We start from the raw sequence: 26,361 nt of genomic DNA on the forward strand, positions 1-26,361 counted from the left end.
ACCGTTCCGGTTCATGAACGAGCTGATCATCCGGTTGTCCGACGCCGAGCACGCGCAATGCGCCGACCTGGCCGACGCCAGCGGCCGGACCCCCGAGGAGCTCGCGCTGGACGCCCTGCGGGACCGGCTGCGGGCCGAGCGCGACCGGGTCGGGGCCGAGGCGCAGCGGCTCGCGCTGCGGCACGCGCCGCTGCTGAAGCGGCTCGGCGAGTGAACGCGGCCCCCGCCCCGGTGCGCCACCTCACGCTCGCCGAGGTCCTCGACCTGGCCCGGCACGCCTGCCTGGCCCAGGACCAGCCCGTCGAACTGCGCGCCCCCGGCCTGCTGGAGTCGGCGGTGCACCGGCCCCGGGCCCGGATGTACGGGACCCCGGCCTACGAGGACCCGTACGAGCAGGCCGCCGCGTTGCTGCACGGCATCGCGACGAACCACCCGCTGGTCGACGGGAACAAGCGCACCGCCTGGCTCGCCGCGGCGACCTTCCTCGCCGTGAACGGGGCCGACCCGGGCGACGCGGACCAGGAGGCCGCGTACGCACTGGTCATCGACGTGGCCGCCGGACACGAGAGCGGCATCGCCTCGATCGCCCGCCGACTGCGGGCGCTGTTCGAAGAGATGTGACGCTCGCCGCACCCGCCGAGGTCACGGGCCTGTCCCTCCGCGAGGGGCGGGCCCGGGCCGGTAGGGTGGCCCGGTTGTCCTACGTACGACTGCCTGCCACCCGTACCAGATACGCCGAGAGCACGAACCGGAGACCGTGACTACTACCGCCTCCCACCATCTCTCACCCGCCTTCCCCGGCCGTGCCCCGTGGGGTACCGCCAACAAGCTGCGTGCCTGGCAGCAGGGGGCGCTCGACCGCTACATCCAGAACCAGCCGCGGGACTTCCTCGCGGTCGCCACGCCCGGCGCCGGCAAGACCACCTTCGCGCTCACCCTCGCCTCCTGGCTGCTGCACCACCACATCGTCCAGCAGGTGACCGTCGTCGCGCCGACCGAGCACCTGAAGAAGCAGTGGGCCGAAGCGGCGGCGCGGATAGGCATCCGGCTCGACCCGGAGTACTCCGCCGGACCGCTCAGCAAGGACTACCACGGGGTCGCCGTCACCTACGCCGGTGTCGGCGTGCGGCCGATGCTGCACCGCAACCGCTGCGAGCAGCGCAAGACCCTCGTCATCCTCGACGAGATCCACCACGCCGGTGACTCGAAGTCCTGGGGCGAGGCCTGCCTGGAGGCCTTCGACCCGGCCACCCGGCGGCTGGCCCTGACCGGTACGCCCTTCCGGTCCGACACGAACCCGATCCCCTTCGTCACGTACGAGGAGGGGAACGACGGGATCCGGCGCTCCTCCGCCGACTACACCTACGGCTACGGGAACGCGCTCGGCGACGGCGTCGTCCGGCCGGTCATCTTCCTCTCCTACAGCGGCAACATGCGCTGGCGGACCAAGGCCGGCGACGAGATCGCCGCCCGGCTCGGCGAGCCGATGACCAAGGACGCCATCTCCCAGGCCTGGCGCACCGCGCTGGACCCGCGCGGCGACTGGATGCCGAACGTGCTGCGCGCCGCCGACCAGCGGCTGACGGAGGTCCGCAAGGGCATCCCGGACGCCGGTGGCCTCGTCATCGCCTCCGACCAGGACTCGGCACGCGCCTACGCCAAGCTGCTCAGGGAGATCACGGGCAGCAAGGCGACCGTGGTGCTGTCCGACGACACCGGCGCGTCGAAGCGGATCGACGAGTTCAGCGAGGACGGCAGCCGCTGGATGGTCGCGGTCCGCATGGTGTCCGAGGGCGTTGACGTACCGCGCCTCGCGGTGGGCGTCTACGCCACCACCATCTCGACGCCCCTGTTCTTCGCGCAGGCCGTCGGGCGTTTCGTGCGTTCGCGCAGGCGCGGCGAGACCGCGTCCGTGTTCCTTCCGACCATCCCCTACCTCCTCGGCTTCGCGAACGAGATGGAGGTCGAACGCGACCACGTCCTCGACAAGCCGAAGAAGCAGGGCGAGGAGGACCCGTACGCCGAGTCCGAGAAGGAGATGGACGAGGCGAACAAGCAGGAGGACGAGGACACCGGCGAGGACGAGCAGATGTCCTTCGAGGCGCTGGAGTCCGACGCGGTCTTCGACCGGGTCCTCTACGACGGCGCCGAGTTCGGCATGCAGGCGCACCCCGGCAGCGAGGAGGAGCAGGACTACCTCGGCATCCCCGGGCTGCTGGAGCCGGACCAGGTGCAGATGCTGCTGCAGAAGCGCCAGTCGCGGCAGATCGCGCACAGCCGGCGCAAGCCGGACGCGGAGGCGGACCTGCTGGAGCTGCCGGCGGACCGGCGGCCCGTGGTCTCGCACAAGGAACTGCTGGAACTGCGGAAGTCGCTGAACACGATGGTGGGCGCGTACGTCCACCAGAGCGGCAAGCCGCACGGGGTGATCCACACGGAGCTGCGCCGGGTGTGCGGCGGTCCGCCGAGCGCCGAGGCGACGGCGGGGCAGCTGCGCGAGCGGATCAAGAAGGTTCAGGAGTGGGCCACCCGTATGCGGTGAGTTCATACGGAGGAACAGAAGAGGGGACGGGGTCCGTGCGGAGGTTCGCACGGGCCCCGTCCCCTCTTCCGGCGGATCGAGGTCACGAAATGACACCGAGACCGATCAGGAAACGGCATAAACAGGTAGCGCGCGCCCGGATTCTGGACGAGCCCTTCCGCTGAGCGAACCTGCTCGCTAATGTCCCCGCATCAAACGCACCGTGGCAGCGCCGCCGCGGGAGCGCAGCCGGTGCAATGGCCGCTACCGGCGGCCTCTCCGTGCGTCGCCGCGGGACCGGCGACGTGCCACCTCGAGAGTCACCGCCGCTCACCGAAAGAGGGAGAGGCGTCGTGACCGCGGAAACCTCCCAGACTCTCGACAGAGGGCTCAGAGTCCTCAAACTGCTCGCCGACACCGACCACGGTCTGACCGTCACCGAGCTCTCCAACCGCCTCGGTGTGAACCGCACCGTGGTCTACCGGCTCCTCGCGACCCTCGAACAGCACGCCCTGGTCCGCCGTGACCTCGGCGGCCGGGCCCGGGTCGGCCTCGGTGTGCTGCGGCTGGGCCGGCAGGTCCACCCGCTCGTGCGCGAGGCCGCCCTGCCCGCGCTGCGGTCCCTCGCCGAGGACATAGGTGCCACCGCGCACCTGACCCTCGTCGACGGCACCGAGGCGCTCGCCGTCGCCGTCGTCGAGCCGACCTGGACGGACTACCACGTGGCCTACCGGGCCGGCTTCCGCCACCCGCTGGACCGCGGGGCCGCCGGGCGGGCCATCCTGGCGGCCCGTCAGGGCTCCCTCATCGAGCCGGGGTACACGCTGACCCACGGGGAGCTGGAGGCGGGCGCCAGTGGCGCTGCCGCGCCGCTCGTGGGCGTCACCGGGCTGGAGGGCAGCGTCGGCGTCGTCATGCTGGCGGATGCGGTGCCGGAGCGGGTGGGGCCGCGGGTGGTCGACGCGGCGCGGGAGGTCGCCGACGCCCTTCGCTAGGCCGCGGGCTCGGCGGATCCGGGCCTTCTGCCGCGTTGCCGGGTGCGGCGCCGTTGCGGGGGCGCTGCCCCGGACCCCCGCGCCTCAAACGCCGGCGGGGCTGAAGAGCGCCTCAAACGCCGGCGGCTGGAAGGGCGCCGGGCGGGGCTGGATCGGCGTCGGGCGGGAGCGTGGCGGGGTTGGGTGACGTGGGCGGATAGATTGGGCGGGTGCTCTCACGCCTCACACGTCTGCCGCGTCCCGCCGCCCTGGCCGTCTGCGCCGTGCCCGTGCTCGGGCTGTTCGTCGCGGCGGCCTTCGCGCCGCTGCCCTTCGTGGTCGCCATTCCGGGGCTCACGGCCGACGTTCTGGGGTCCGATCAGGGCAAGCCGGTCATCAGCGTCACCGGGGCCCCGGTCCGGGACACCAAGGGCGAGCTGCGGATGACCACCATCCGCGCCACCGGCCCGTCCTCGTCGATGAAGCTGCACGAGCTCGTCGGGTACTGGTTCAAGACCGATCAGGCGGTCATGCCCAGGGAGGCCGTCTACTCCACGGGCGGAAGCGACGAGGAGATCGAGAAGCACAATCTGGAGGAAATGGCCAAGTCGCAGTCGGCCGCCGCCGACGCCGCCCTCGGCTATCTCCACAAGGACCCCAAGGACGTGAAGGTCGAGCTCAACCTCGCCGACGTCGGCGGCCCGAGCGCCGGGCTGCTCTTCTCCCTCGGCATCGTCGACAAGCTCGACGGCGACGGCAGCGGCGGCGACCTCACCGGCGGTCGCAGCATCGCCGGTACGGGCACCATCACCGCCGACGGCCAGGTCGGCGCGGTCGGCGGGGTGGCCCTCAAGACGCAGGCCGCGCGGCGCGACGGGGCGAGCGTGTTCCTCGTACCGAAGGCCGAGTGCGCGGACGCGCAGTCGGAGCTTCCCGAGGGGCTGCGGCTCGTGCCCGTCACTTCGCTGACGGATGCGGTGAACTCCCTTCGGGCACTGAACCGGGGAGAGGCCGTTCCGAGCTGCTGACGGCCGGCTCCGGGTCCAGTCCGCGCCAGGCCGGGAAGGCCATCGGGGCGAGCGTCGTCAGCAGGTACGTGCCGCCGAACAGCAGCAGCGCCGGGGCGACCCCGAACCCGTCGACCAGCAGGCCCGCGGCGAGTCCGCCCAGCGGCATGGTCAGCTCGCAGCCCGCCGTGGCCACCCCCGAGACGCGGCTGCGCAGCGACTCCGGCACCTGCTCGTACATGACCGTGGTCAGGATGGGGTTGAGCATGCCCGCGCCCAGCCCGGCCAGCGCCATCGTGACCGCGAGCGGCAGGGTGGTGTCGGTGACGGCGGCCACCACGTACCGGGTCGCCCCGGAGAGCAGGAAGGCCGCCGTGAACACCGCCCGGCGCGGGAAGCGTTCGCCCCACATCCCGTAGAGCAGGGCGCCGAGCAGTGCGAAGCCGCCGAAGAGGGAGATCATCAGGCCGATCGCGGTGGCGCCGCCGAGGGTCTCGCGGCCGTGCACCGGCAGCAGGACCGCGGACCAGCCCTGGTCCAGGCCGTTGGTCATCATCACCATCACCGTGACGCCCAGCAGCAGCCGGGTGCGGACCATGAAGGCCCAGCCCTCGGCGAGTTCGGCCCGGTAGGCCTTGACGGACACCTTTCCGGCGGTGCGCTGCGGTTCGGCGGCCGGGACCCCGCGCAGGAAGGCGGTGATCAGCAGCGCCGACGCCCCGAAGGTGGCGGCGTCCAGCAGCAGGACGGTCTCGGCGCCGAACACGGCGATGAGCAGGCCGGCCACCGCGGCCCCGATCATCCGGGCGCCGCGCGAGACCGCGTCGTAGAGGCCGGCGGCCCGGGTGATGGTGGTGCCGGCGTGCTCGGCGAGATTCGGCAGGAGCACGGCGCGGGCGGTCAGCCCCGGGGTGTGCACGAGGCCGCCGACGGCCATCAGCGCGCACAGCATCCAGAACTCCAGCAGGCCCGCGTAGTGCAGCAGCGGGATCGCGCCGACCGACACTCCGCTGATCAGGTCGGAGGCGACGGAGACCCGGCGGCGGCCGATCCGGTCGATGACCGGTCCGCCGACCAGAGCGGCCACGATGACGGGCAGGGTGGCGCAGAAGGCGACGATCCCGGCCCGGCCGGCGCTGCCCGTGGTCTGGAGCACGAACCACGGCACGCCGATGAGGGTGAGGGAACTCCCGGCGATGGAGATGGTGTTGGCGGCCAGTACGCCGGCCAGCGGGCGCATGTCGCTGCGGCGCTCCGCGCGCGGCGACCCGTCGGATATCAAGGCGTGCACGGCTGGACTCCTCGGATGGCGGGGGAGGGGTGGTGGGGGCGGTGCGGCGGCAGTGGACGGCCGGGGGCGGCGGTGGCGCGGCCGGGCCGCTACTCGGCCGCGCCGAGCGGGAAGACGTGCGTGTGGAGGCGGACCGTCCGCGTGTCCTGCGCCTCGGGCAGTCCCCGGTAGCTGTTGATCACGTCGTGGATCCTGTGGAGCAGTTCCTCGCTCTGCCCGGCGGTCAGCCGCAGGGTGAAGTTGCTGAGGTCGGAGCCGCCGCGCCACGGGGCGGACCAGTTGTGCGCGTCCCGGAGCCAGGCGTCGAGCTCCTGCGCGTGGGTCGCGGCGATCTCCCGCAGGAAGACGTCCGCCGCGCCGCGCGTGGCCGGGTCGGCGTCGCGCATCAGGGATTCGTCGAGGCTGGTGCCCTCGTGGGCGGCCCGCCACCAGCGCTCGCGGCCCTTGCCGTGCCCGGGCGCGTCCTCGACGAAGCCGTGGGCGGCCAGCTGGCGCAGGTGGTAGCTGGTGGATCCGCTGGACTCGCCGAAGCGCTCGGCGAGCTGGGAGGCGGTCGCCGGTCCTTCGTGGCGCAGGGCGGTCAGCATCCGCATGCGCAGGGGATGGGCGAGACCGCGCAGTGAACGGGCGTCGAGCGCGCGGACGTTGGGCTCTACGGGGTTCTCGGGCATGGCTCGACGATAGAGTTGCAAAGACTTCTATGCAAGGATTTCTTTGCAACTTCTGCCGGATGCGAGTGGGACTCCTCGCCCTCAGCCCCGGGTGTCGTCCTCCGCCGCCTGCTCCACCAGCGGGATGATCCGCAGCGGCACCGGGTTCTCCATGACGATCGCCGTCGACGCCCGCACGATCCCCTCGAAGCCGACGACGCGGTCGATCACCCGCTGGAGGTCGGCGTTGGACCGGGCCACCAGCCGGCACAGCATGTCCCCGGTTCCGGTCGTGGTGTGCAGCTCCAGCACCTCCGGCACCCCGTTCAGGTGCGCCCGTACGTCCGCCCCCTGCCCCTGCTTGATCTCCAGCGTCGCGAAGGCGGTCACCGGATAGCCGAGGGCGGTCGGGTCGACCTGCGGGCCGAACCCTCGGATCACCCCGTTCGACTGGAGCCGGTCCAGGCGTGCCTGGACCGTCCCGCGGGCCACGCCGAGCCTGCGCGAGGCCTCCAGGACCCCGATCCGCGGCTCGCGGGCGAGCAGGACGATGAGCCGGCCGTCGAGTTCGTCGATGCCCATGGATGCCTCCGAGTGCCCACGCGTGCTCGCGGGTGGTCATAGTGCACAGATGTTTCAGCCAGCCTGCGGTCATCCTGGGCAGTTTGTACAGCCGATCAGGAAACTATTGCGCAGCTTGTGGATCGGCGGGACTCTGCGCTCATGACTGAGTCTCTGGCGAACCTCGAAACCACCCCGCACACCGCGCGTGAGGCAGACCCCTTCCCGGTGAAGGGCATGGACGCGGTCGTCTTCGCCGTCGGCAACGCCAAGCAGGCCGCGCACTACTACTCGACCGCCTTCGGCATGAAGCTCGTGGCCTACTCCGGACCGGAGACCGGCTCGCGCGAGACGGCCAGCTACGTCCTGACCAACGGCTCCGCCCGCTTCGTGCTGACCTCGGTCATCAAGGCGACGACCGACCACGGCCGCTTCCTCGACGAGCACGTGGCCGAGCACGGCGACGGCGTGATCGACCTCGCCATCGAGGTCCCGGACGTCCGCGCGGCCTACGCGTACGCCGTCGAGCAGGGCGCCCGCGGTCTGGACGAGCCGTACGAGGTCAAGGACGAGCACGGCACGGTCGTACTGGCCGCCATCGCGACCTACGGCCAGACCCGCCACACGCTGGTCGAGCGCGGCGAGTACACCGGCCCGTACCTGCCCGGCTACGTGGCCGCCGCCCCCATGGTCGAGCCCCCGGCCAAGCGCACCTTCCAGGCCATCGACCACTGCGTCGGCAACGTCGAGCTCGGCCGGATGAACGAGTGGGTCGCGTTCTACAACAAGGTCATGGGCTTCACGAACATGAAGGAGTTCGTGGGCGACGACATCGCGACCGAGTACTCGGCGCTGATGTCCAAGGTCGTCGCGGACGGCACCAAGAAGGTCAAGTTCCCGATCAACGAGCCGGCGATCGCGAAGAAGAAGTCGCAGATCGACGAGTACCTGGAGTTCTACAACGGCCCCGGTGTCCAGCACATCGCGCTGGCCTCGAACGACATCGTCTCCACGGTCCGCACCATGCGTGCGGCGGGCGTCCAGTTCCTGTCCGTCCCGGACACCTACTACGACACCCTCGGCGAGTGGGTCGGCGACACCCGCGTGCCGATCGACGAGCTGCGCGAGCTGAAGATCCTCGCGGACCGCGACGAGGACGGCTACCTGCTGCAGATCTTCACCAAGCCGGTGCAGGACCGCCCGACGGTCTTCTTCGAGATCATCGAGCGGCACGGCTCCATGGGCTTCGGCAAGGGCAACTTCAAGGCCCTGTTCGAGGCGATCGAGCGCGAGCAGGACAAGCGCGGCAACCTCTAGCCGCCGACGGCCCGGCCCGAGGGGGGCCTCGGCGCCGCACCCGCTTCCGGGTGCGGCGCCGCCGTGTTTCCCGGGGCCCCGACCCCGGACCCGCGCGCCCCGAACGCCGGCCGGGCCGGACCTCAGCGCCCCGACGGAGTCGGTTTCGGCTTCGCAGCCTTCGGCAGCTCCGGTTCCACCCACGGGGCCGTCGGCCGGATGTTCTCCGGCCCACCCGGCGGCGGAGCGGCGATCGCCGCCAGGGTCTCCTTCGCCAGCGGCCCGCGCAGCGGCGAGAAGTACGGGTTCGTCCGCACGGCCTCCTCCAGATGCCGCCGGGCCGCCTCCTGGTCGCCGAGGCCCCGCTCGATCATCGCCCGGTGGAAGGCGAACTCAGCGCTCCGCAGGCCCGGTTCCGTGGCCTTCTTCGCGTACTCCAGCGCCGCCTCGTCCTCGCCGGCCCGGTGCAGGGCCCAGCCCAGCGCGTCCGCGACCTGCACGCTCTTGTTCCGCGACCACTCCTCCGACAGCCGCCGGACCGCCGCCGCCGCATCGCCGTGGTCCGCCTCGTACAGGCCGAGGACCACATCGGCGTCCACCCCGTTGCGGCTGTCCCGGGTCGCCATCGAGGCCAGCGTCCCGTACTGGGCGCGCGCCTCCTGCCCCCGGCCCAGCGACTCCAGCAGCTCGCCCAGCTCCCGCGCCAGCTCCGGCACCGGGGTGCGTCCCAGCGCCATCCGGTAGTCCCGCACCGCCTCGCCGCCGCGCCCCAGCGCCGCCAGCGCGCGCGCCCGCCCGCCCAGCGCCTCCGCCTGCGCCGGATCCGTACGCAGCGCGCCCTCGTACTGCCGCAGGGCCTCCGCCGGGTCGCCCCGCTCCCAGGACAGCTCCCCGAGCCGGAACAGCGCGTACGCCTTCTCCGCCGGGGCCTTCGCCGCGCCCGCCGCGTGCTCCATCGCCACCACCGCGTCCTCGCGCCAGCCGCGGTCCCGGTAGACCTGCGCGGCCCTGACGTAGGCGACCAGGCCCGGCCGCATCTCCAGCAGCAGCTCCATCGCCTTCTGCGCGCCCTTGTAGTCGCCGAGCCCGGTGTACGCGTCCACCAGCACCGGGTACGCCGTCCACCGCTTGGGCGCCTGCGCCCGTACGAGCTCGCCCCACTTGCGGGCCGTCCCGAAGTCCCGCCGGGCGTTGGCCAGCGCGCCCATGGCCGTCATCGCGTCGAAGTTGCCCTTCTCGGCCGGCCGGAGCTCCAACGACCGTTTCAGGGCCTGTTCCGCCCTCGGGTACCAGCCCGAATCGGCCGTGCGCCGCGCCTGTTCTAGGTAGGCGGAACCGAGGACGGCCCAGGAGGCCTCGTCGTCCGGATGCGCGCTGAGCCACTTCTCCCGGTCCGCCACCAGCGCCTTCAGATCCACCACCGCCGCGGGCGCGCCCATCCCCACCGCGGAGGCGGCGCGCTCGCTCGGCCGGGGCGGTCGGGCGTCGTCATCGGTCCTGGCGGGCCGGATCAGCAGGGCCCCGGCGATCAGGACCACGGCGACCGCGGCCGCCACGAGCGTCTTGCGGCCGGTGAAGGTCACGGGCGGCGCCGGGGTCTGCGATTCCTCGTCGATACGGTCCATGGGGTCACTGTGCGTCAATATGAAGAGTTCGCCGAGGTGTCCGAAGCAGTGCGCGGGCGTGTTCACACCGATGGCCCCGGCTGCCACGCTGGTCCCATGGATGACGATCTCTTCGCACGTCTGCGGGCCGGCCTGCTCGAGGGGCTCCCCGCCGAGGCCCTGCTCACCGATCCCCAGGTGACCACCTCCTACGCCACCGACATGGCCAGCTTCTGCGCCGCCGGCACCCCGGCCGCCGTCGTCCTGCCCCGGACCGTGGAACAGGTCCAGCACGTCCTGCGCACCGCCACCGCCCTACGGATCCCCGTGGTCCCGCAGGGCGCCCGGACGGGCCTGTCGGGCGGCGCCAACGCCTCCGACGGCTGCATCGTGCTCTCGCTCGTCAAGATGGACCGGATCCTGGAGATCAGTGCCGTCGACCGGATCGCGGTGGTCGAGCCGGGCGTCGTGAACGCCGTGCTCTCGCGGGAGGTCGCCCGCCAGGGCCTGTACTACCCGCCCGACCCCTCCAGCTGGGAGCAGTGCACCATCGGCGGCAACATCGGCACCGCCTCCGGCGGCCTGTGCTGCGTCAAGTACGGGGTCACCGCCGAGTACGTGCTCGGCCTCGACGTGGTCCTGCCCGACGGGCGGCTGCTGCGCACGGGCCGGCGTACCGCCAAGGGCGTGGCCGGCTATGACCTCACCCGGCTCTTCGTGGGCTCCGAGGGCAGCCTGGGCGTGGTCGTCCAGGCCGTCCTCGCCCTGCGCCCGGCGCCGCCCCGGCAGCTGGCGCTGGCCGCCGAGTTCCCCTCCGTCGCGGCCGCCTGCGAGGCCGTGTGCGCCGTGATGGAGGCGGGCCTGACCCCCTCGCTGCTGGAGCTGATGGACCGTACGACCGTCCACGCCGTCAACCGGCTCGGCAGGATGGGGCTCCCGGAGGACACCGAAGCCCTGCTGCTGGCCGCCTTCGACACCCCGCACGCCCCCGAGGACCTCGCGGCCGTCGGGGAGCTGTGCACGGCCGCCGGCGCCACCTCCGTCGTGCCCGCCGAGGACGAGGCGGAGACCGAACTGCTGCTCCAGGCCCGACGGATGGCCTTCCCCGCGCTGGAGGCGCTGCGGCCCGCGACGATGATCGACGACGTGTGCGTACCGCGCTCGCGGCTCGGCGAGATGCTGGACGGGACGGCCGCCATCGCCCGCGCCCAGAACCTGCTCATCGGGGTCTGCGCGCACGCCGGGGACGGCAACACCCACCCGATCGTCTGCTTCGACCCCGCGGACGAGGACGAGACGCGGCGGGCCCGCGAGTCCTTCGGCGAGATCATGGCGCTCGGCCTCTCCCTGGGCGGGACCATCACCGGCGAGCACGGCGTCGGCGTGCTGAAGAAGGAGTGGCTGGCCCGCGAACTCGGCCCGGTGGGGCTGGAGATGCAGCGGGCCGTCAAGCAGGCCTTCGACCCCCTGGGGCTGCTCAATCCGGGCAAGCTCTTCTGACGCCTCCCGCGGCGGGCGGCCGCCGGGCGTGCGGTCGCCCGCCATCACAGCTCCCCGTCCGCCGACTCGTCCGACGGCCACGGGTCGCGCAGCCACAGGTCGTCGGCCGGGGTCGGGGTGAGCAGCTCGGCCAGCGCGGCGTCCAGGCCCAGCCGTTCGGACTCGGTGCCGGGCGGGACGACGCGCAGGGTGCGCTCCAGCCAGGCCGACACGGACGTCGCGGGCGCCTCCAGGAGGGCGTCGCCGTCGGGGGAGGTGAGCGCCATGCAGAGCACGGCCCTGTTGTCGACCTTGGTGGGCCAGATCCGGACGTCTCCGTGGCCGCAGGGGCGGAACACGCCCTCGACGAGCAGCTCGCGGGCGAAGGTCCAGTCCACGGGCGTATGGGAGCCGGTGTGGAAGGTGATGTGCACGGCGTACGGGTCGTCCGTGAGGTAGAGGAGCCGCGCGGGGACGGGGATGCTGCGCTCGGGGGACAGGACCAGCTTCAGTTCCAGCTCGCGCTCGATGACGGGGTGGTGCATGACGGCCTCACTTCGGTTCGGTGTGCGGGGCCGGACGGCGCCCCACACCCGCAGAGAGCGCCCTTGTGCCCGGGTATGACGCGACTTCGGGAAGCGAACCGGAGATTGGCCGATTTCTTTCGGCTGACCGAAAACCATCGCGCAGGGTGACGTTCGCTCGTTTGCTTGGATTCTCCCGTTACCGGACCTGTCGGGGGGAGGTTCTTGGCTATGGTCCTCCCTTGCACAAGCCTCAAGCCACGATCGGAGTTGGGGACATGACGGCCTCCCCTGGTGACGGCGAGCACGCGGCCCGCGAGGGCTACTACCCGGATCCGTCCATCCCGGGGTACATCCGCTACTGGAACGGCGCGGCCTGGGTTCCGGGCACGAGCCGTCCTGCCCCGCAGTCGGCCCCCGCCGCGCAGGCCGCTCCCCTCGCCGCGCCGGCCGCCCCCGCGGCCCGCGGCGGGCACGTTCCGCGCGCCGACGAGACCGGTCCGGTGTTCCTGGACGAGACCTCCATGACCGAGGCGCTTCCGGAGCCCGCACCCGCGCCCGCTCCCGCCCATGTCCCCGCACCCGCCCCCGCGCCCGTTGCCGAGGCGGCCGCGGAGCCCGTGGTGTGGCAGGCCGACCCCGTGCACCAGGCCGGCTTCGGCGGGCCCCGGGACCACCGGGTGTCGTGGGGCAGCGCGCCGGATCCGGAACCCGAACCGGAACGCGAACCGGAAGCCCATCCGGAACCGGTCCCGGAACCCTCCCCGCGGTCGGCGGGCATCTCGCTGGCCCGTACGGCGGCCGCTGCGGCCGCCCCCGCCGAGGCGCCCACGAGACGGCCCGAGCAGGCCTCCGCGGGGATCCTGTCGGTGCGCTCCCCGGCCGCCCAGAACCCGGCCCCCGCCCCGGCCCGTGCTTCGGCCCCGGCTTCGGCCCCGGCCCCGCAGTGGCCCGACGCCCCCGGAGCCGGCGGGTCCGGGCTCACCTCCTCCTGGCCCGAGGCTGCCGCCGCAGCCCCCGCCCCCACGCCCGCGCCTACGCCCGCCCCCGCGCCGGCCCGGCCCCGCCCGGCAGCGCCGTCTCCCGCGCCCACCCCCGAAACCCCGGCCGCCGACCGGCCCGAGGTGTGGGCGCCGCGCCCCGCCGGAGTGCGCCCGAGGATCGCCGCGGAGCCCCGGCCGCGTACGCCCGAGCCGCGCGGGCCCGAGGAGGCCCGCCCGGGCGACTCCGGCTCCCGGCCCGCGGGGGCCCGTACGCCCCGGGAAGTGTTCGAGCGCATGGCCGAACGGGCCGTGCGCCCCGCCGGGCTGGTGCGCCGCGCCGTGGCCCGCGTGCTGGACTCCCTCGTCCTGGCCGCCGTCGCGGCCGCGGTCGCCCGGCCCCTGCTGCCCGGAGCCACCGCCCACATCGAGGCCAAGGTCGACGCCGCCCGGGTGAGCGGCCGCACCACCACCGTCTGGCTCCTCGACGCCACCATCGCCGGCCGGCTGGGCCTGGTCCTCGGCGCGGTCCTCCTCTTCGGGATCCTGTACGAGGCGCTGCCCACCGCCCGTTGGGGCCGCACCCCGGGCAAGAAGCTGCTGGGCGTCCGGGTCCTGGCCACCGCCACCCTGCGCCCGCCCACCTTCGGTGCGGCCCTGCGCCGCTGGCTGGTGTACGCCCTCCTGGGCCTTCCCGGCAGCCTCTGGTGCCTCGTGGACCGCCCGCGCCGCCAGGCCTGGCACGACAAGGCGGCAGGGACGTACGTGGCCCGCTGAGCGCGTCCCGCCGCCTCCCGAACCGGCCCTCCCCCCGAATGGACGCGGTCCCGTTGCGGGGCCGCCGGAGCCGGGTTCGACTCGGGCCATGAGTACCGACCAGCCGCCGCCGGGCCAGCCGCCCGAGGACGACCCGTTCCTCAAGAAGCCCCAGGAACCGACGCCTCCGTCGGGCGGTTCGCCGTACGGCTCGCCGCCGCCCCCCGGAAGCGGTGGTCCGCCGCCGCCCCCGCCCGGAGGCCCGGGCGGCGGCGGGGGCTACCCGCCACCGCCGCCCCCGTACGGCGGCGGGGACCCGTACGGCGGGAGCGGCGGCTACGGCATGCCCGACCCGCTCGCCGGGATGCCCCCGCTCGCCGACTTCGGCAAGCGGCTCCTCGCGCGCATCATCGACGTCCTGATCATCGCCATCCCGCTGGCACTCATCCAGCTGGCCTTCGGCACCAACCGCTACCGGTTCAACACGGACCAGGGCGAGGACGTCAGCGAGGTCGTCACCAGGTCCTACAGCGGCAGCGGCCTGATCATGACCCTGATCTCGATCGTCGCGTACGTCGGCTACGACTGGTGGTTCACCAAGAAGAGCGGCCAGACGGTCGGCAAGAAGGCCATGGGCCTGCGCGTCGCGATGCTCAACGACGGCAGCGTGCCGGGCTCCAGTGCCTCGCTGACCCGGGCCGCGGTCCTCTGGCTGCCGACGCTGCTGTGCTGCGCCTGCCTGTGGCCGATCGCGCTGATCGTCTCGATCCTGGTCGACAAGCCGTACAAGCAGGGCCTGCACGACAAGGTGGCCAAGACGGTCGTGGTCCGGGCCACCACCTAGGCGCCGGGCGCGGGCGCGGGCATCACGCGGGCACCACGCAGCGCAACGCGGGCGGTCTCCCTCCGGGGAGGCCGCCCGCGCCGCGTCGGGCGCGGATCCTCAGCGGATCGCCGGCGGAGCGTCAGCGGATCCTCAGTGGTGCACGGGGTGTTCGGCCGTGGCCGTCCGGGGCTCGGGCACCCGGGCGGCCCCGGTCGCGCCCTGCCGGTCCGCGGGGGACGCGTCGGTCGCGGGGGCGCCCGTACGGGCCGCATGGCGGCCGCGGCGGCGCGGGAGGGGCACGGTGAGGGCGACGAGCAGACCCAGGGCGAGCGCCGCGGCGGAGATGACCGCGACGCCGAGGCCGGTGGTCGTCTGCGAGAGCAGCAGCATGGCGATCGTCGACACGACGACCGTGGCGGACCCGTACGCGAGCTGTGCGGCAGTCGGTCGCGGCATGGCGATATCCGTCCTCGGGAGGGGAGGGGGAGTCGGCTCGACCGGTTCGCGCGTCGAGGGACTCTACGACGGGATGCCCGAGCCGGACCGCCGGTAAGCGTGACCTAACACACGGTGCCGGAGCACAGGGGGCGCACGGGATCATTTTCCGGGTGGTGCCGGGGGGAGAAAGGGGGACGGGACGGACCGTCAGCGGGGTCGGGAAGGGGCGTTCGCCCCGTATGGCTGTGGAACGTCCGGATAGCGGAACTCCCTGACCGCATAGTGCAGTTGTAAGGGTCAAGTCAAGGTCTGTCTTTTCTTGCTTCCCTCCGGTCAAATGTCGTCACTTGAGACGCGCGCCGCGCGGAACCCCCCGCTCCTATGGAGAAGTTCCGACCAACGTTGCGGCCGCGGGAGGGGAACGACATCAAGTGACCAGCAATTCCGCCAGACGGCGTGCGATACGTGCTGCCGCCGTCACCGTGACCATGGCCGCTTGTGCGACAAGCGCCACCTTCTTCACCGTCACCGCGGCCCAGGCCGAGGGCAAGGTCCAGGCCGCACCCGTGGCCGGGGCCGACGGGCAGGACCCGACCGCTCCTGCCAAGGTCGTCGAGCACGACCTCAAGGGCCCGTTCAGCGAGCAGCAGGCCCAGCAGCGCAAGGCCGCTCTGGACCAGGTGCTCCAGGGCAAGAAGGGCGTCGAGCAGCGCGGCGCCTCCAAGGTCGTCAAGCTGGACGACAAGAAGTACGTCGAGCTCGGCCGCGAGAAGACCGACAAGATCTTCACGATCCTCGTCGAGTTCGGCGACCAGGTCGACAACACGACCATGCACGACCCGGACGGCCCCGGCCCGAAGCCGGCCGTTCCGAAGTTCGGCGGTACGCCGGGTCCGATGCACAACACGATCGCCCAGCCGGACCGCGCCAAGGACAACAGCACCGCCTGGCGCAAGGACTTCAGCCGTCAGTACTTCCAGGACCTGTACTTCGCCACGGGTCAGGGCAAGGACTCGCTGAAGACCTACTACGAGAAGACCTCCTCGGGCCGTTACTCGGTCGAGGGCGAGGTCGCCGACTGGGTCAAGGTCCCGTACAACGAGGCCCGTTACGGCTCCAACTTCTGCGGCCAGAGCAACTGCTCCAACGTGTGGGACACCGTCAAGGACGGCGTCACCGCCTGGTCCGAGGCGCAGAAGAAGGCCGGCAAGACCGACGCGCAGATCAAGGCGCAGCTGTCCCAGTACGACCAGTGGGACCGCTACGACTTCGACGGCGACGGCAACTTCAACGAGCCCGACGGCTACATCGACCACTTCCAGATCGTCCACGCGGGCGAGGACGAGTCGGCCGGTGGCGGCGTGCAGGGCCCCGACGCGCTGTGGGCGCACCGCTGGTACGCCTACGGCACCGCGGCGGGCAAGACCGGCCCGGACAACAACAAGGCCGGCGGCACCCAGATCGGCAGCACGGGCATCTGGGTCGGCGACTACACGATGCAGCCCGAGAACGGCGGCCTCGGCGTCTTCGCGCACGAGTACGGCCACGACCTCGGCCTGCCCGACCTGTACGACACCTCCGGTGGCGGCGACAACAGCGTCGGCTTCTGGTCCCTGATGTCGGCCGGTTCCTGGCTCGGCAAGGGCAAGGACTCCATCGGCGACCTCCCCGGCGACATGACCGCCTGGGACAAGCTCCAGCTGGGCTGGCTGAACTACGACACGGCCAAGGCCGCGACGAAGTCCACCCACAAGCTGGGCGTGTCGGCCTTCAACACCAAGGACAAGCAGGCGCTGGTCGTCGAGCTGCCCAAGAAGAAGGTCCAGACGGACATCGTCGCTCCCGCCGAGGGCTCCGCCCAGTGGTGGAGCAACATGGGTGACGACCTCAAGAACACCCTCACCCGCTCCGTCGACCTGACGGGCAAGAAGTCCGCCGCCCTGTCCCTCAAGGGCTGGTGGGACATCGAGGCCGACTACGACTACCTCTACACCGAGGTGTCCACGGACGGCGGCGCCACCTGGACCGCCCTCGCCGGCACCGCCGACGGCACGGCCATCCCGGCCGACGCCTCCGGCAGCCCGTCGCTCACCGGTGTCTCGGGTGCCTGGAAGAACCTGAACTTCCCGCTCGACGCCTACGCGGGCAAGAAGGTCGACCTCCGCTTCCGCTACCAGACGGACGGCGGCGCGGGCGGCAAGGGCTTCGCGGCCGACGCCCTCAACATCACCGCGGACGGCTCCGCGCTGTTCACCGACGGCGCCGAGAACGGCGACAACGGCTGGACCGGCAAGGGCTTCTCGCGCATCGGCAGCGGCTTCACCAAGGAGTACGCGCAGTACTACCTGGCCGAGAACCGCCGCTACGTGTCGTACGACTCCACCCTCAAGGTGGGTCCGTACAACTTCGGCTTCGGCAACACCAAGCCGGACTGGGTCGAGCACTACCCGTACCAGGACGGTCTGCTCATCTGGCAGTGGGACACCAGCCAGAAGGACAACAACACCAGCGTCCACCCGGGCCAGGGCCTGATCCTGCCGATCGACGCCAACGCCAAGCCCATGAAGTGGGCGGACGGCACCCTGCTGCGCAACAAGATCCAGCCGTACGACGCCACCTTCAGCGCGTACTCGACGGATGCCTTCACGCTGCACAAGAACGGCGAGGAGCTGTTCCTGAAGCCGAAGCCCGCCAACCTGGTCTTCGACGACCACAAGGGCAAGTACTACTACGACGAGAACCCGACCGGATCGGTGAAGGTCACTGACACCAACACCAAGATCAAGATCCTGAAGGAGACCTACGACGGTGAGGTCATGACCGTCGAGGTGGGTCCCTCCTCGAAGTAATTCGGTAAAACCGCAGGTCAAAGCATGATCGGCCGTCGCCCTCTAGCGGGCGGCGGCCGTTCGCGTTTAGATGCCCGGTACGAGTTTCTTATTGACGGGGGAGATGACAGCCATGCCAGGCGGAGGTTTTGTCAGATTGCCGGGCGGCAGTGTGGTGGTTGCACTCATGCTGCCGAGGCCGTCCGGAGAAGGTGGAAATGTCCGCGTGCTGGTGCACGCCGCGAACCGGGCCCGCGCCCTGACCAGGCTGCGGAACCTCGGGATGCGGGCGGTGTACCTGCGGGGCAACGCGCACCCGCCCACGCCGGACGAGGTCACGGCCGTCCTGCACCACCCGGACGGGCTGCTCTGGCGGGGCGCACCGGACCGGGCGCAGGAGCTCTGGCACCCCATCCGGGCCCTGCTGGGCACCTAGGCCCAGGGGGTCCCCGGGCCGTCTCGGCCTAGGGGGTGTCCGCCCGGCCGCCGACGAGGGTCACCCCGGCCGCACGGAGCTCGTCCAGGGCCCGTGCGGTCGTGTGCGGGGCCACGGCGGCGGTCAGGTCCAGCAGGACGCGCGTGCCGAAGCCGGCGCGGGCGGCGTCGAGGGCGGTGGCCCGCACGCAGTGGTCGGTGGCGATCCCGACCACGTCCACCTCGGTGACCTGCCGGTCCCGCAGCCACTGGCCGAGCGTCGTCCCGTTCTCGTCGGCGCCCTCGAAGCCGCTGTACGCGGCCTCGTACGCGCCCTTGTCGAAGACGGCGGAGACGGCTCCCGAGGCGACGGCGGGGGCGAAGTTCGGGTGAAAGCCCACGCCCTCGGTCCCGGCCACGCAGTGGACGGGCCAGGACGTCTCGTAGTCCGGCTCGGCCGGGGGGCGGGCGAAGTGCGACCCGGGGTCGACGTGGTGGTCACGGGTGGCGACGACGTGCCGGTACGTGGGCGTGGCCTGGCCGATGTACTCGGTGACGGCGGCGGCGACGTCGGCTCCGCCGGTGACCGCGAGGCTGCCGCCCTCGCAGAAGTCGTTCTGTACGTCGACGACGATCAGTGCGCGGTGCATGACGTGTCCTTCGGCTCGATGTGTCTGTGCGGCGGCGGGGCCCTGCGGGGGCCATTGCCCCGCCCGGCCCCTTCCCCGCTGTGCTGTACGGCGGCTGCGCCGCGTGGGGGCTCTGCCCCCGGACCCCCGCGTCTCAAACGCCGTCGGGGCCGGGATCGCCCTGCGGGCGACCCGAGCGGCGCCGGGCGGGCGGCCCCGGCCGGACCGGCCCCGCCGGCGTTCCAGACGCGGGCGCGGAGCGCCGTAGGGGTCCGGGCGGCGCCCCGGCCGCGGAGGCGCGGCTACACGTACTCCGTGGGGAGCACCGCCTCGCCGCGGGACAGCTGCGTCGCGGACAGCGGCAGGCCCGCGCGGGCCGCGCGGTGGCGGTCCCGGGCCGCCTCCAGCGGCTCGCGGGCGACCACCTCGCCCGCCTTGACCAGCTGGGTCAGGAGCTGCTGGTCGGCCAGGGCCGCCGGCACCGGCCCCACGCCGATCACCTCCGCCTCCGCCACCCCCTCCGCGTCCCGCCGCCGCGCCGCCCACTTGCGGCCGCCGATCGAGGTCTTGCCGCCCGAGGACTTCTTCGCCACCGGTGCCAGCGCCGCCTTCGGGTCGGCCGAGGTGGCCCGCGCGACCAGCTTGTAGACCATCGAGCACGTCGGGTGCCCGCTGCCGGTCACCAGCTGGGTGCCCACGCCGTACGCGTCCACGGGGGCGGCCGCCAGCGAGGCGATGGCGTACTCGTCGAGGTCCGAGGTGACCACGATCTTCGTCGAGGTCGCGCCGAGCTCGTCCAGCTGCTGCCGCACCCGGTGGGCCACCAGCAGCAGGTCGCCCGAGTCGATCCGGACCGCGCCCAGCTCCGGTCCGGCGATCTCCACAGCCGTGCGGACGGCCTCGGCCACGTCGTACGTGTCCACCAGCAGGGTGGTGCCCCGCCCCAGCGAGGCCACCTGCGCGGTGAAGGCGTCCCGCTCGCTGTCGTGGACCAGGGTGAAGGCGTGGGCGCTGGTGCCCACCGTCGGGATCCCGTACCGGAATCCGGCCGCCAGGTCCGAGGTGGAGGTGAAGCCGCCCACGTACGCGGCCCGCGACGCGGCGACGGCCGCCAGCTCGTGGGTGCGCCGGGCGCCCATCTCGATCAGCGGGCGTCCGCCCGCCGCCGAGGACATCCGGGAGGCGGCCGCGGCGATCGCCGAGTCGTGGTTCAGGATCGACAGGATCACGGTCTCCAGCAGCACGCACTCGGCGAAGCTGCCCTCCACCCGCAGGACGGGGGAGCCGGGGAAGTAGACCTCCCCCTCCGGGTAGCCCCAGATGTCGCCGGAGAAGCGGTACGAGGCCAGCCAGTCCAGGGTCCGCATGTCCACGACGGCCCGCTCGCGCAGGAACTCCAGCACCGCGCCGTCGAAGCGGAAGTTCTCCACCGCGTCGAGCACCCGCCCGGTTCCGGCGACCACACCGTAGCGGCGTCCTTCGGGCAGCCGCCGGGTGAACACCTCGAAGACCGAGCGTCGGTCGGCGGTGCCGTTGGCCAGGGCGGCCTGCAACATCGTGAGCTCGTAATGGTCCGTGAAGAGCGCTGTCGACGGCACGTCCACCGGCAGGCCCAGGTCCGCAGGGTTCATGGCTGGGATGCTAGCGCACATTTCGTCAAAGTGACGAGATGTGGGTGCCGATTGTGGAACGGGCCCGTCACGGGGCAGGGGAACGGTCGGTGGCGGGGGCCGTCCGGCCCCTGTTTGGGCAGCGGCGCAGTCGAGGTGGCAGCATGGGACGAGTGAGTGTTGCTCCTGTTGAGATCGAACGCACCGAATCCGCCGAAGAGACCTTCGCGGTCCCCGAACCCGACGTCCCCTGGGTGACCCTGGTGCACAACGACCCGGTCAACCTCATGAGCTACGTGGCGTACGTGTTCCAGGCGTACTTCGGCTATTCGAAGGACGTGGCGCACAAGCTGATGCTCGACGTCCATCACAAGGGGCGGGCCGTCGTTTCCAGCGGCACCCGCGAGGAAATGGAGCGCGACGTGCAGGCCATGCACGGCTACGGCCTGTGGGCGACCCTCTCGCAGGACCGCAACTGATGGGCGGCACCTTCGAGTCCATGAAGGGCGGCGGCGCCGCCATCGCGCTCGACGAGATCGAGATCTCGATCCTGCGCTCCCTGGCCGTCCAGTTGCTGGAGTTGATCGGCCCCGGCGAGCCGGAGCCGGCCGAGGACGCCGACCCGCTCGCCGCGCTGTTCGCCGAGGGCCCCTCCGAGCCCCCGTCCGACCCGGCGCTGGCCCGGCTCTTCCCCGACGCGTACGGGGCCCCGGACGGGAGCGGCGACAAGGGGGTGGACCCGCAGGAGCTGGAGGCCCGTTCGGCGGAGTTCCGCCGCTTCACCGAGAACGACCTGCGTGCCCGCAAGCGCGAGGACGCGCTCGCGGTCGTACGCAGCCTGAACGGGCTCACCCCGGCCGGCGACGGGGCGGCGGTGCTGGAGCTCTCCGGCGAGCTGCCGCTGCGCTGGCTCGGCGCGCTCAACGACCTGCGGCTGACCATCGCGGCCCGCCTCGACATCACCGAGGACGACGAGAGCGCGATGCTGTTCCGGCTGCCGGACGAGGACCCGCGCAAGCCGATGGTGATGGCCTACCTCTGGCTCGGCGGACTCCAGGAAACCTTGATCGAAACCCTCTGAGAATCCTCAAGCGGGAACATCGTTCGCTCAGCGGACGCTCAAATCCGGATAACGATCAGATCACCGCCATGCGGTGATCTGATCCACTTCTAGGGCTTTGGGGTGATTTTTTGATGCCCTGCGCCACATTTCTCCCCCTCGGGCAGCCGTAAGCACGTGATAAATCTTCACGATCGCCGACGGGACGCCACCCATGTCCCCCGGCTCGCTTGGACCGGCTGACCGCCGGCGTGCAACTCCATCCGTATCCGGGGGGATCGAGGACCCGATCCGCAGCCAACGACGGCGCGGGTCGGCGTGGAGAAAGGCGCACCAGACATGACCTCTGTGCAGGTCGAGCAGCACGACAAGAAGCCCGGCGAGGGCACGCAGGGCGACGGCGGCGAGGGATACCACCGCACGCTCGGCGCCCGCCAGATCCAGATGATCGCGATCGGCGGCGCCATCGGCACCGGCCTGTTCCTGGGCGCGGGCAAGGCGATCTCCAAGGCCGGCCCCAGCCTGATCCTGGCGTACGCCATCGCGGGCCTGGTCATCTTCTTCATCATGCGGGCCCTGGGCGAGCTGCTCATGTACCGGCCCGTCTCCGGCTCCTTCTCGGACTACGCCCGCGAGTTCCTGGGCCCGTTCTGGGGCTACGTCACCGGCTGGACGTACTGGCTGTTCTGGGTGGTCACCGGCATCACCGAGGTCACCGCGGCCGCGCAGTACATGTCGTACTGGACCCATGACAGCTTCCCGCAATGGGCCTACGCGCTGATCTTCACGGTCATCCTCTACGCCGCCAACCTGATCTCCGTGAAGCTCTTCGGTGAGCTGGAGTTCTGGTTCTCCATGGTCAAGGTCACCGCCATCGTCGGCATGATCCTGATCTGCGCCGGCATCCTCACCATCGGCTTCTCCGACGCGGCCGACACCGCCACCGTCTCCAACCTGTGGAACGACGGCGGCTTCTTCCCCAAGGGCATCGGCGGCACGCTGATGACCCTGCAGATCGTGATGTTCGCCTTCCTCGCCGTCGAGCTGGTCGGCGTCACCGCCGGCGAGTCCAAGGACCCCGAGAAGACCCTGCCCAAGGCCATCAACACCGTGCCGTGGCGCATCGCCGTCTTCTACGTCGGCGCACTGATCATGATCCTGTCGGTCGTCCCGTGGACGCACTTCCAGCCCGGCGTCTCGCCCTTCGTCGCCGCCTTCGAGCGCATGGGCCTCGGCGTCGGCGCCGCGATCGTCAACTTCGTCGTGCTGACCGCCGCCCTGTCCTCCTGCAACTCGGGCATGTACTCCACCGGCCGCATGCTGCGCGACCTCGCGCTCAACGGCCAGGGCCCGAAGTTCTTCACCAAGCTCACCAAGAGCGGCACCCCCCTCATCGGCACCACCTTCTCCGCCGCGCTGATGCTGGTCGGCGTCTGGATCAACTACGTCGCCCCGGGCAAGGCCTTCGACTACGTCGTCTCCTTCGCCACCATCTCCGGCATGTGGGCCTGGATCATGATCCTGGTCTGCCAGATCCGCTACCGGGCCAAGGCCGACCGCGGCGAGCTGCCGCAGTCCGCGTTCCGCGCCCCCGGCGCCCCGTACACCAGCTGGTTCGCCCTGCTCTTCATCGGCATGGTCATCGTGATGATGGGCGCCGACAAGGACTCCCGCGTCTCGCTGTACTGCGCCCCGCTGTGGGGCCTGATCCTGGGCGTCTCCTACCTGGTCATGAAGTCCCGCGACCCGCGCGGCGCGGCCTTCAGCAAGGCCTCGTAGGACCCCCGAGCACCACCGCAGTACCGGGTCCCGGCCGCCTGCCGCGGCCGGGAACCGCGCTCCCACGGACCTCGTGTCCACCATGCGGGCCCTTCCGTACCACTCCTCGGTACGGAAGGGCCCGTCTGCTTATCCTGTCGCTCATGCTGACCCTCACCCAGGACCTGTACGACCGGATCGTCGAGCACGCCCGCAAGGACCACCCCGACGAGGCGTGCGGTGTCGTGGCCGGCCCGGCGGGCACCGACCGCCCCGAGCGGTTCGTCCCGATGCTCAACGCCGCCCGCTCGCCCACGTTCTACGAGTTCGACTCGAAGGATCTGCTGCGGCTCTACCGCGACCTGGACGACCGCGACGAGGACCCGGTGATCGTCTACCACTCGCACACCGCGACCGAGGCCTACCCCTCGCGGACGGACGTCACCTACGCCAACGAGCCCGGCGCCCACTACGTCCTCGTCTCGACGGCGGACGAGGACGGCCTCGGCGAATTCCAGTTCCGCTCCTACCGCATCGTCGACGGAGTGATCACCGAGGAAGAAGTGCAGGTCGTCGAGGCCTACTGACCACCATGTGAGCGGTGGACGTCCACGATGCGGGATCACACTCCAAACGGGGGACCGGGAATCGTTAACATGACCGCATGGTTTCCCACGACGTGAGCATCGAGACGCCCGGCAGGCTGCTGCTCGTGGCGCGGCTGCACGTCGACCTGTGCCGCCTCGCCAGCGCCATCTGTCCTGCGCTCTGATCCGGAGCCCTTCCGCGCGCAGGGCCGACGAACCGCGCGCCGCACCTTTTCACGCTTCTCACGCTTCTCACGCACTCCCAGACGACTGGAGACAGCCATGGCCATCGAGGTCCGCATCCCCACCATCCTCCGCACCTACACCGAAGGCGAGAAGGCCGTCTCCGGTGAGGGCGCGACCCTCGCCGACCTCTTCGCGGACCTGGAAACCCGTCACAAGGGCATCGAGGAGCGCATCGTCGACGGCGGCCAGCTGCGCCGCTTCGTCAACGTCTACCTCAACGACGAGGACGTCCGCTTCCTCGACGGCATCTCCACCGCCCTCAAGGACGGCGACAGCGTCACCATCCTCCCGGCCGTGGCCGGCGGATCGAAGTAATGCGCTACGACTCCCCGCTGGCCGCGGTCGGCAACACGCCGCTGGTCCGGCTGCCCCGGCTGTCGCCCTCGGACGACGTCCGCATCTGGGCGAAGCTGGAGGACCGCAACCCGACCGGCTCGATCAAGGACCGCCCCGCGCTCCACATGGTCGAGCAGGCCGAGAAGGACGGCCGGCTCCGGCCCGGCTGCACCATCCTGGAGCCCACCTCGGGCAACACCGGGATCTCGCTGGCGATGGCGGCCAAGCTCAAGGGCTACCGCATCGTGTGCGTGATGCCGGAGAACACCAGCCAGGAGCGGCGTGACCTGCTGGCCATGTGGGGAGCCGAGATCATCTCGTCGCCGGCCGCCGGCGGCTCGAACACCGCGGTCCGGGTGGCCAAGGAACTGGCCGCGGAGCACCCGGACTGGGTGATGCTCTACCAGTACGGCAACCCGGACAACGCGGGCGCCCACTACGCCACCACGGGCCCGGAGGTCCTCGCGGACCTCCCCTCGATCACCCACTTCGTGGCCGGCCTGGGCACCACCGGCACCCTCATGGGCGTCGGCCGCTACCTGCGCGAACACGTACCCGGCATCAAGATCGTCGCCGCCGAGCCGCGCTACGACGACCTGGTCTACGGGCTGCGCAACCTGGACGAGGGCTTCGTCCCCGAGCTCTACGACGCCTCCGTCCTCACCACCCGCTTCTCGGTCGGCTCGGCGGACGCGGTGACCCGCACGCGGGAGCTCCTCCAGCAGGAGGGCATCTTCGCGGGCGTCTCCACGGGAGCCGCCCTGCACGCGGCGATCGGCGTCGGCCGCAAGGCGGTGGCCGCGGGCGAATCGGCGGACATCGTCTTCGTCGTGGCCGACGGCGGCTGGAAGTACCTGTCGACGGGCGTCTACACGGCCGCGACCACGGAAGAAGCCATCGAGGTCCTCCAGGGCCAACTCTGGGCGTAACCCGACCCCGGTCCTCGGACGCCGGGCGGGCTGAAATCCAGCCCCGCCGGCGTTTGAGGCGCGGGTCCGGGGCGGAGCCCCGTGCAGCGGCGCCGCACGGTCAGGCCGACAGCCGCTCCGCCAGGATCGCCGCATGGCTCGACGCCGGGTCCTTGACCGCGGTCAGCAGCGTGACCGGCCCCGCCGCGGCCAGCGTCCGGAGCCGCGCCAGCTCCGCCTCCGCCCCCGGCCCGGCCAGCTCCGCGAGGTACCGCTCCCGGAACTCCGCCGCGGAGCCACCCCCGTGGAACCACTTCCGCAGCTCCGACGACGGCGTCACCGCCTTCGGCCACTCGTCCACCCCGGCCACCGCCTTCGCCAGGCCGCGCGGCCAGAGCCGGTCCACCAGCACCCGTACCCCGTCCGCCGCCGGCTCCGGCGGGTCGTACACCCGCCGCAGGCGGATCACCGGCTCCCGCGTCACCGCGCGCCTCCCAGGCCCTTGATCTCGTCCCACACCGCAGGGTCCAGCATCCCCAGCCTGGTCCGGAACTCCCACAGCGACACCTCCGCCGGCCGGTCCGCCTCCAGGAAACGAGCCCGGCCCTGCGCCCCCACCGTCCCCGGGGGCAGCGGGATCACCCCGGCCCGCCGGTCGTCGTACTTCGCGGTGATCCACGCGACCCGCGCGCGGTGCCCCCGTACCGACCGCACCGCGAGGACCAGGCACGTACGGCCGTCCGCCAGGGACCACAGCTCACCCGCCTTCGGCTGCGGGGGCGGACCGGTCCCGTGCGCCGGCGGGACCCGCCGGGGCAGCCCGGCCCGACCCCCGGCGAACAGCACCAGCAGCGCCACGGCCACCACCGCGGCCACCGCGGGCCACCAGGACGTGTCCATGTTTCGACCGTAGCCGCGCGGGAACGCCCCGGCATGACAACGCCCGTGCCCACTGTCGCTCCCCCGGGTGACAGCGCAGGTGATTCCCCCCACAACGGCCTGCTGCGGAGGAGCGACCGGACGTTTCGCGCCTTACGCTCGACCCACGCACGGCCCGCATTCCGTCCACGGACCGTCC

The 26,361-nt window shown here is 71.8% G+C and carries 28 protein-coding genes; 18 read left to right on the forward strand and 10 right to left on the reverse strand.

What is annotated here, in order from left to right:
* Positions 1–13 precede the first annotated feature (13 nt).
* From B6R96_RS36920 to B6R96_RS22130, 5 genes are all read left to right on the forward strand, one after another.
* Entirely contained in the window at positions 14–214 is a 201-nt protein-coding gene (locus tag B6R96_RS36920; RefSeq protein WP_107475734.1) for a hypothetical protein, read from the forward strand.
* Entirely contained in the window at positions 211–621 is a 411-nt protein-coding gene (locus tag B6R96_RS22115; protein WP_237291486.1) for a type II toxin-antitoxin system death-on-curing family toxin, read from the forward strand. The genes B6R96_RS36920 and B6R96_RS22115 overlap by 4 nt, the downstream gene beginning before the upstream one ends.
* A 136-nt stretch (positions 622–757) precedes the next feature.
* Positions 758–2,542, forward strand: coding sequence for a DEAD/DEAH box helicase (locus tag B6R96_RS22120; RefSeq protein ID WP_030388678.1), 1,785 nt, complete (start codon positions 758–760; stop codon positions 2,540–2,542).
* 332 nt (positions 2,543–2,874) lie between these two features.
* Positions 2,875–3,516 (forward strand): IclR family transcriptional regulator, encoded by a 642-nt coding sequence (locus B6R96_RS22125; protein ID WP_030388679.1) that lies wholly within the window; start codon positions 2,875–2,877, stop codon positions 3,514–3,516.
* Positions 3,517–3,725: 209 nt separating this feature from the next.
* The gene (locus B6R96_RS22130) at positions 3,726–4,523 is read left to right on the forward strand and encodes a S16 family serine protease (protein WP_051779610.1); all 798 of its coding nucleotides are present in this window, start codon (positions 3,726–3,728) and stop codon (positions 4,521–4,523) included.
* Here the strand turns inward: B6R96_RS22130 and B6R96_RS22135 are convergent.
* The 3 genes from B6R96_RS22135 to B6R96_RS22145 all read right to left on the reverse strand — a co-directional run bounded on the left by B6R96_RS22135 (position 4,453) and on the right by B6R96_RS22145 (position 7,025).
* Complete coding sequence (locus B6R96_RS22135; protein WP_081525197.1) at positions 4,453–5,742, reverse strand: MFS transporter; 1,290 nt, start codon at positions 5,740–5,742, stop codon at positions 4,453–4,455. The genes B6R96_RS22130 and B6R96_RS22135 overlap by 71 nt on opposite strands.
* A gap of 140 nt (positions 5,743–5,882) precedes the next feature.
* On the reverse strand, positions 5,883–6,464 hold the full coding sequence (locus B6R96_RS22140) for an ArsR/SmtB family transcription factor (protein ID WP_081523387.1): 582 nt from the start codon (positions 6,462–6,464) through the stop codon (positions 5,883–5,885).
* An 81-nt stretch (positions 6,465–6,545) separates the two neighbouring features.
* A complete protein-coding gene (locus tag B6R96_RS22145; RefSeq protein ID WP_030388683.1) occupies positions 6,546–7,025 on the reverse strand; it encodes an Lrp/AsnC family transcriptional regulator in 480 nt (159 codons plus the stop codon).
* A gap of 141 nt (positions 7,026–7,166) precedes the next feature.
* Between B6R96_RS22145 and hppD the strand changes: the two genes are divergently transcribed.
* Positions 7,167–8,321, forward strand: a complete 1,155-nt coding sequence (hppD, locus tag B6R96_RS22150) for a 4-hydroxyphenylpyruvate dioxygenase (protein ID WP_030388684.1) — start codon at positions 7,167–7,169, stop codon at positions 8,319–8,321.
* A 122-nt stretch (positions 8,322–8,443) separates the two neighbouring features.
* Here the strand turns inward: hppD and B6R96_RS22155 are convergent, their stop codons facing one another.
* On the reverse strand, positions 8,444–9,925 hold the full coding sequence (locus B6R96_RS22155) for a tetratricopeptide repeat protein (protein ID WP_237291487.1): 1,482 nt from the start codon (positions 9,923–9,925) through the stop codon (positions 8,444–8,446).
* A 96-nt stretch (positions 9,926–10,021) separates the two neighbouring features.
* Between B6R96_RS22155 and B6R96_RS22160 the strand changes: the two genes are divergently transcribed.
* Positions 10,022–11,404: an FAD-binding oxidoreductase gene (locus B6R96_RS22160; protein WP_081523389.1), complete on the forward strand. Its 1,383-nt coding sequence runs from the start codon at positions 10,022–10,024 to the stop codon at positions 11,402–11,404.
* Positions 11,405–11,448: 44 nt separating this feature from the next.
* On the opposite strand, the gene B6R96_RS22165 is transcribed toward B6R96_RS22160, so the two are convergent.
* Complete coding sequence (locus B6R96_RS22165; protein WP_030388687.1) at positions 11,449–11,928, reverse strand: SsgA family sporulation/cell division regulator; 480 nt, start codon at positions 11,926–11,928, stop codon at positions 11,449–11,451.
* A gap of 257 nt (positions 11,929–12,185) precedes the next feature.
* Here B6R96_RS22165 and B6R96_RS22170 point away from each other — a divergent pair, with 257 nt between their 5' ends.
* Positions 12,186–13,664: an RDD family protein gene (locus B6R96_RS22170; protein WP_081523390.1), complete on the forward strand. Its 1,479-nt coding sequence runs from the start codon at positions 12,186–12,188 to the stop codon at positions 13,662–13,664.
* 88 nt (positions 13,665–13,752) lie between these two features.
* Complete coding sequence (locus tag B6R96_RS22175) at positions 13,753–14,487, forward strand: RDD family protein (protein WP_030390435.1); 735 nt, start codon at positions 13,753–13,755, stop codon at positions 14,485–14,487.
* Positions 14,488–14,619: 132 nt separating this feature from the next.
* Here B6R96_RS22175 and B6R96_RS22180 read toward each other — a convergent pair whose 3' ends face one another.
* A complete protein-coding gene (locus B6R96_RS22180) occupies positions 14,620–14,925 on the reverse strand; it encodes a hypothetical protein (RefSeq protein ID WP_081523392.1) in 306 nt (101 codons plus the stop codon).
* Between the two features lie 470 nt (positions 14,926–15,395).
* Here B6R96_RS22180 and B6R96_RS22185 point away from each other — a divergent pair, with 470 nt between their 5' ends.
* Positions 15,396–17,756 (forward strand): immune inhibitor A domain-containing protein, encoded by a 2,361-nt coding sequence (locus B6R96_RS22185; RefSeq protein WP_051779889.1) that lies wholly within the window; start codon positions 15,396–15,398, stop codon positions 17,754–17,756.
* Between the two features lie 112 nt (positions 17,757–17,868).
* Positions 17,869–18,171, forward strand: a complete 303-nt coding sequence (locus B6R96_RS22190) for a hypothetical protein (RefSeq protein ID WP_030011756.1) — start codon at positions 17,869–17,871, stop codon at positions 18,169–18,171.
* Between the two features lie 28 nt (positions 18,172–18,199).
* On the opposite strand, the gene B6R96_RS22195 is transcribed toward B6R96_RS22190, so the two are convergent.
* Positions 18,200–18,799, reverse strand: a complete 600-nt coding sequence (locus tag B6R96_RS22195; protein ID WP_030390439.1) for a nicotinamidase — start codon at positions 18,797–18,799, stop codon at positions 18,200–18,202.
* Positions 18,800–19,080: 281 nt separating this feature from the next.
* Positions 19,081–20,409, reverse strand: coding sequence for a nicotinate phosphoribosyltransferase (locus B6R96_RS22200; RefSeq protein ID WP_030390440.1), 1,329 nt, complete (start codon positions 20,407–20,409; stop codon positions 19,081–19,083).
* A gap of 143 nt (positions 20,410–20,552) precedes the next feature.
* Here B6R96_RS22200 and clpS point away from each other — a divergent pair, with 143 nt between their 5' ends.
* From clpS to B6R96_RS22230, 7 genes are all read left to right on the forward strand, one after another.
* Entirely contained in the window at positions 20,553–20,867 is a 315-nt protein-coding gene (clpS, locus tag B6R96_RS22205; protein ID WP_030010601.1) for an ATP-dependent Clp protease adapter ClpS, read from the forward strand.
* A complete protein-coding gene (locus B6R96_RS22210; RefSeq protein ID WP_030390441.1) occupies positions 20,867–21,469 on the forward strand; it encodes a DUF2017 domain-containing protein in 603 nt (200 codons plus the stop codon). The genes clpS and B6R96_RS22210 overlap by 1 nt, the downstream gene beginning before the upstream one ends.
* Positions 21,470–21,787: 318 nt before the next feature.
* Positions 21,788–23,227 carry an amino acid permease gene (locus B6R96_RS22215; protein WP_030390442.1) on the forward strand — a complete coding sequence of 480 codons (1,440 nt, stop codon included), beginning with the start codon at positions 21,788–21,790 and terminating at the stop codon, positions 23,225–23,227.
* 143 nt (positions 23,228–23,370) lie between these two features.
* On the forward strand, positions 23,371–23,793 hold the full coding sequence (locus tag B6R96_RS22220) for a Mov34/MPN/PAD-1 family protein (RefSeq protein ID WP_030390443.1): 423 nt from the start codon (positions 23,371–23,373) through the stop codon (positions 23,791–23,793).
* 77 nt (positions 23,794–23,870) lie between these two features.
* The gene (locus B6R96_RS38810; RefSeq protein WP_314252769.1) at positions 23,871–23,978 is read left to right on the forward strand and encodes a putative leader peptide; all 108 of its coding nucleotides are present in this window, start codon (positions 23,871–23,873) and stop codon (positions 23,976–23,978) included.
* A gap of 97 nt (positions 23,979–24,075) precedes the next feature.
* Entirely contained in the window at positions 24,076–24,354 is a 279-nt protein-coding gene (locus tag B6R96_RS22225; RefSeq protein ID WP_030010597.1) for a MoaD/ThiS family protein, read from the forward strand.
* On the forward strand, positions 24,354–25,304 hold the full coding sequence (locus B6R96_RS22230; RefSeq protein WP_030390445.1) for a PLP-dependent cysteine synthase family protein: 951 nt from the start codon (positions 24,354–24,356) through the stop codon (positions 25,302–25,304). Before B6R96_RS22225 ends, B6R96_RS22230 begins: the two co-directional genes overlap by 1 nt.
* A gap of 100 nt (positions 25,305–25,404) precedes the next feature.
* Here B6R96_RS22230 and B6R96_RS22235 read toward each other — a convergent pair whose 3' ends face one another.
* Complete coding sequence (locus B6R96_RS22235; RefSeq protein WP_237291488.1) at positions 25,405–25,767, reverse strand: DUF488 domain-containing protein; 363 nt, start codon at positions 25,765–25,767, stop codon at positions 25,405–25,407.
* Positions 25,764–26,183 (reverse strand): hypothetical protein, encoded by a 420-nt coding sequence (locus B6R96_RS22240; RefSeq protein WP_030390447.1) that lies wholly within the window; start codon positions 26,181–26,183, stop codon positions 25,764–25,766. The genes B6R96_RS22235 and B6R96_RS22240 overlap by 4 nt, the downstream gene beginning before the upstream one ends.
* Positions 26,184–26,361 lie beyond the last annotated feature (178 nt).

The organism is Streptomyces sp. Sge12, assembly GCF_002080455.1.
Classification (GTDB): Bacteria; Actinomycetota; Actinomycetes; order Streptomycetales; family Streptomycetaceae; genus Streptomyces.

Bases quoted from the DNA above. Each gene is read 5' to 3' on its own strand.
- B6R96_RS22230 (WP_030390445.1), top strand. From the start codon at position 24,354: ATGCGCTACGACTCCCCGCTGGCCGCGGTCGGCAACACGCCGCTGGTC.
- hppD (WP_030388684.1), top strand. From the start codon at position 7,167: ATGACTGAGTCTCTGGCGAACCTCGAAACCACCCCGCACACCGCGCGT.
- B6R96_RS22175 (WP_030390435.1), top strand. From the start codon at position 13,753: ATGAGTACCGACCAGCCGCCGCCGGGCCAGCCGCCCGAGGACGACCCG.
- B6R96_RS22225 (WP_030010597.1), top strand. From the start codon at position 24,076: ATGGCCATCGAGGTCCGCATCCCCACCATCCTCCGCACCTACACCGAA.
- B6R96_RS22170 (WP_081523390.1), top strand. From the start codon at position 12,186: ATGACGGCCTCCCCTGGTGACGGCGAGCACGCGGCCCGCGAGGGCTAC.
- B6R96_RS22210 (WP_030390441.1), top strand. From the start codon at position 20,867: ATGGGCGGCACCTTCGAGTCCATGAAGGGCGGCGGCGCCGCCATCGCG.
- B6R96_RS22160 (WP_081523389.1), top strand. From the start codon at position 10,022: ATGGATGACGATCTCTTCGCACGTCTGCGGGCCGGCCTGCTCGAGGGG.
- B6R96_RS22180 (WP_081523392.1), bottom strand. From the start codon at position 14,925: ATGCCGCGACCGACTGCCGCACAGCTCGCGTACGGGTCCGCCACGGTC.
- B6R96_RS22220 (WP_030390443.1), top strand. From the start codon at position 23,371: ATGCTGACCCTCACCCAGGACCTGTACGACCGGATCGTCGAGCACGCC.
- B6R96_RS22140 (WP_081523387.1), bottom strand. From the start codon at position 6,464: ATGCCCGAGAACCCCGTAGAGCCCAACGTCCGCGCGCTCGACGCCCGT.
- B6R96_RS22200 (WP_030390440.1), bottom strand. From the start codon at position 20,409: ATGAACCCTGCGGACCTGGGCCTGCCGGTGGACGTGCCGTCGACAGCG.
- B6R96_RS22145 (WP_030388683.1), bottom strand. From the start codon at position 7,025: ATGGGCATCGACGAACTCGACGGCCGGCTCATCGTCCTGCTCGCCCGC.
- B6R96_RS22215 (WP_030390442.1), top strand. From the start codon at position 21,788: ATGACCTCTGTGCAGGTCGAGCAGCACGACAAGAAGCCCGGCGAGGGC.
- B6R96_RS38810 (WP_314252769.1), top strand. From the start codon at position 23,871: ATGGTTTCCCACGACGTGAGCATCGAGACGCCCGGCAGGCTGCTGCTC.
- B6R96_RS22185 (WP_051779889.1), top strand. From the start codon at position 15,396: ATGGCCGCTTGTGCGACAAGCGCCACCTTCTTCACCGTCACCGCGGCC.
- B6R96_RS22195 (WP_030390439.1), bottom strand. From the start codon at position 18,799: ATGCACCGCGCACTGATCGTCGTCGACGTACAGAACGACTTCTGCGAG.
- B6R96_RS22165 (WP_030388687.1), bottom strand. From the start codon at position 11,928: ATGCACCACCCCGTCATCGAGCGCGAGCTGGAACTGAAGCTGGTCCTG.
- clpS (WP_030010601.1), top strand. From the start codon at position 20,553: ATGGGACGAGTGAGTGTTGCTCCTGTTGAGATCGAACGCACCGAATCC.
- B6R96_RS22240 (WP_030390447.1), bottom strand. From the start codon at position 26,183: ATGGACACGTCCTGGTGGCCCGCGGTGGCCGCGGTGGTGGCCGTGGCG.
- B6R96_RS36920 (WP_107475734.1), top strand. From the start codon at position 14: ATGAACGAGCTGATCATCCGGTTGTCCGACGCCGAGCACGCGCAATGC.
- B6R96_RS22190 (WP_030011756.1), top strand. From the start codon at position 17,869: ATGCCAGGCGGAGGTTTTGTCAGATTGCCGGGCGGCAGTGTGGTGGTT.
- B6R96_RS22155 (WP_237291487.1), bottom strand. From the start codon at position 9,925: ATGGACCGTATCGACGAGGAATCGCAGACCCCGGCGCCGCCCGTGACC.
- B6R96_RS22135 (WP_081525197.1), bottom strand. From the start codon at position 5,742: ATGCGCCCGCTGGCCGGCGTACTGGCCGCCAACACCATCTCCATCGCC.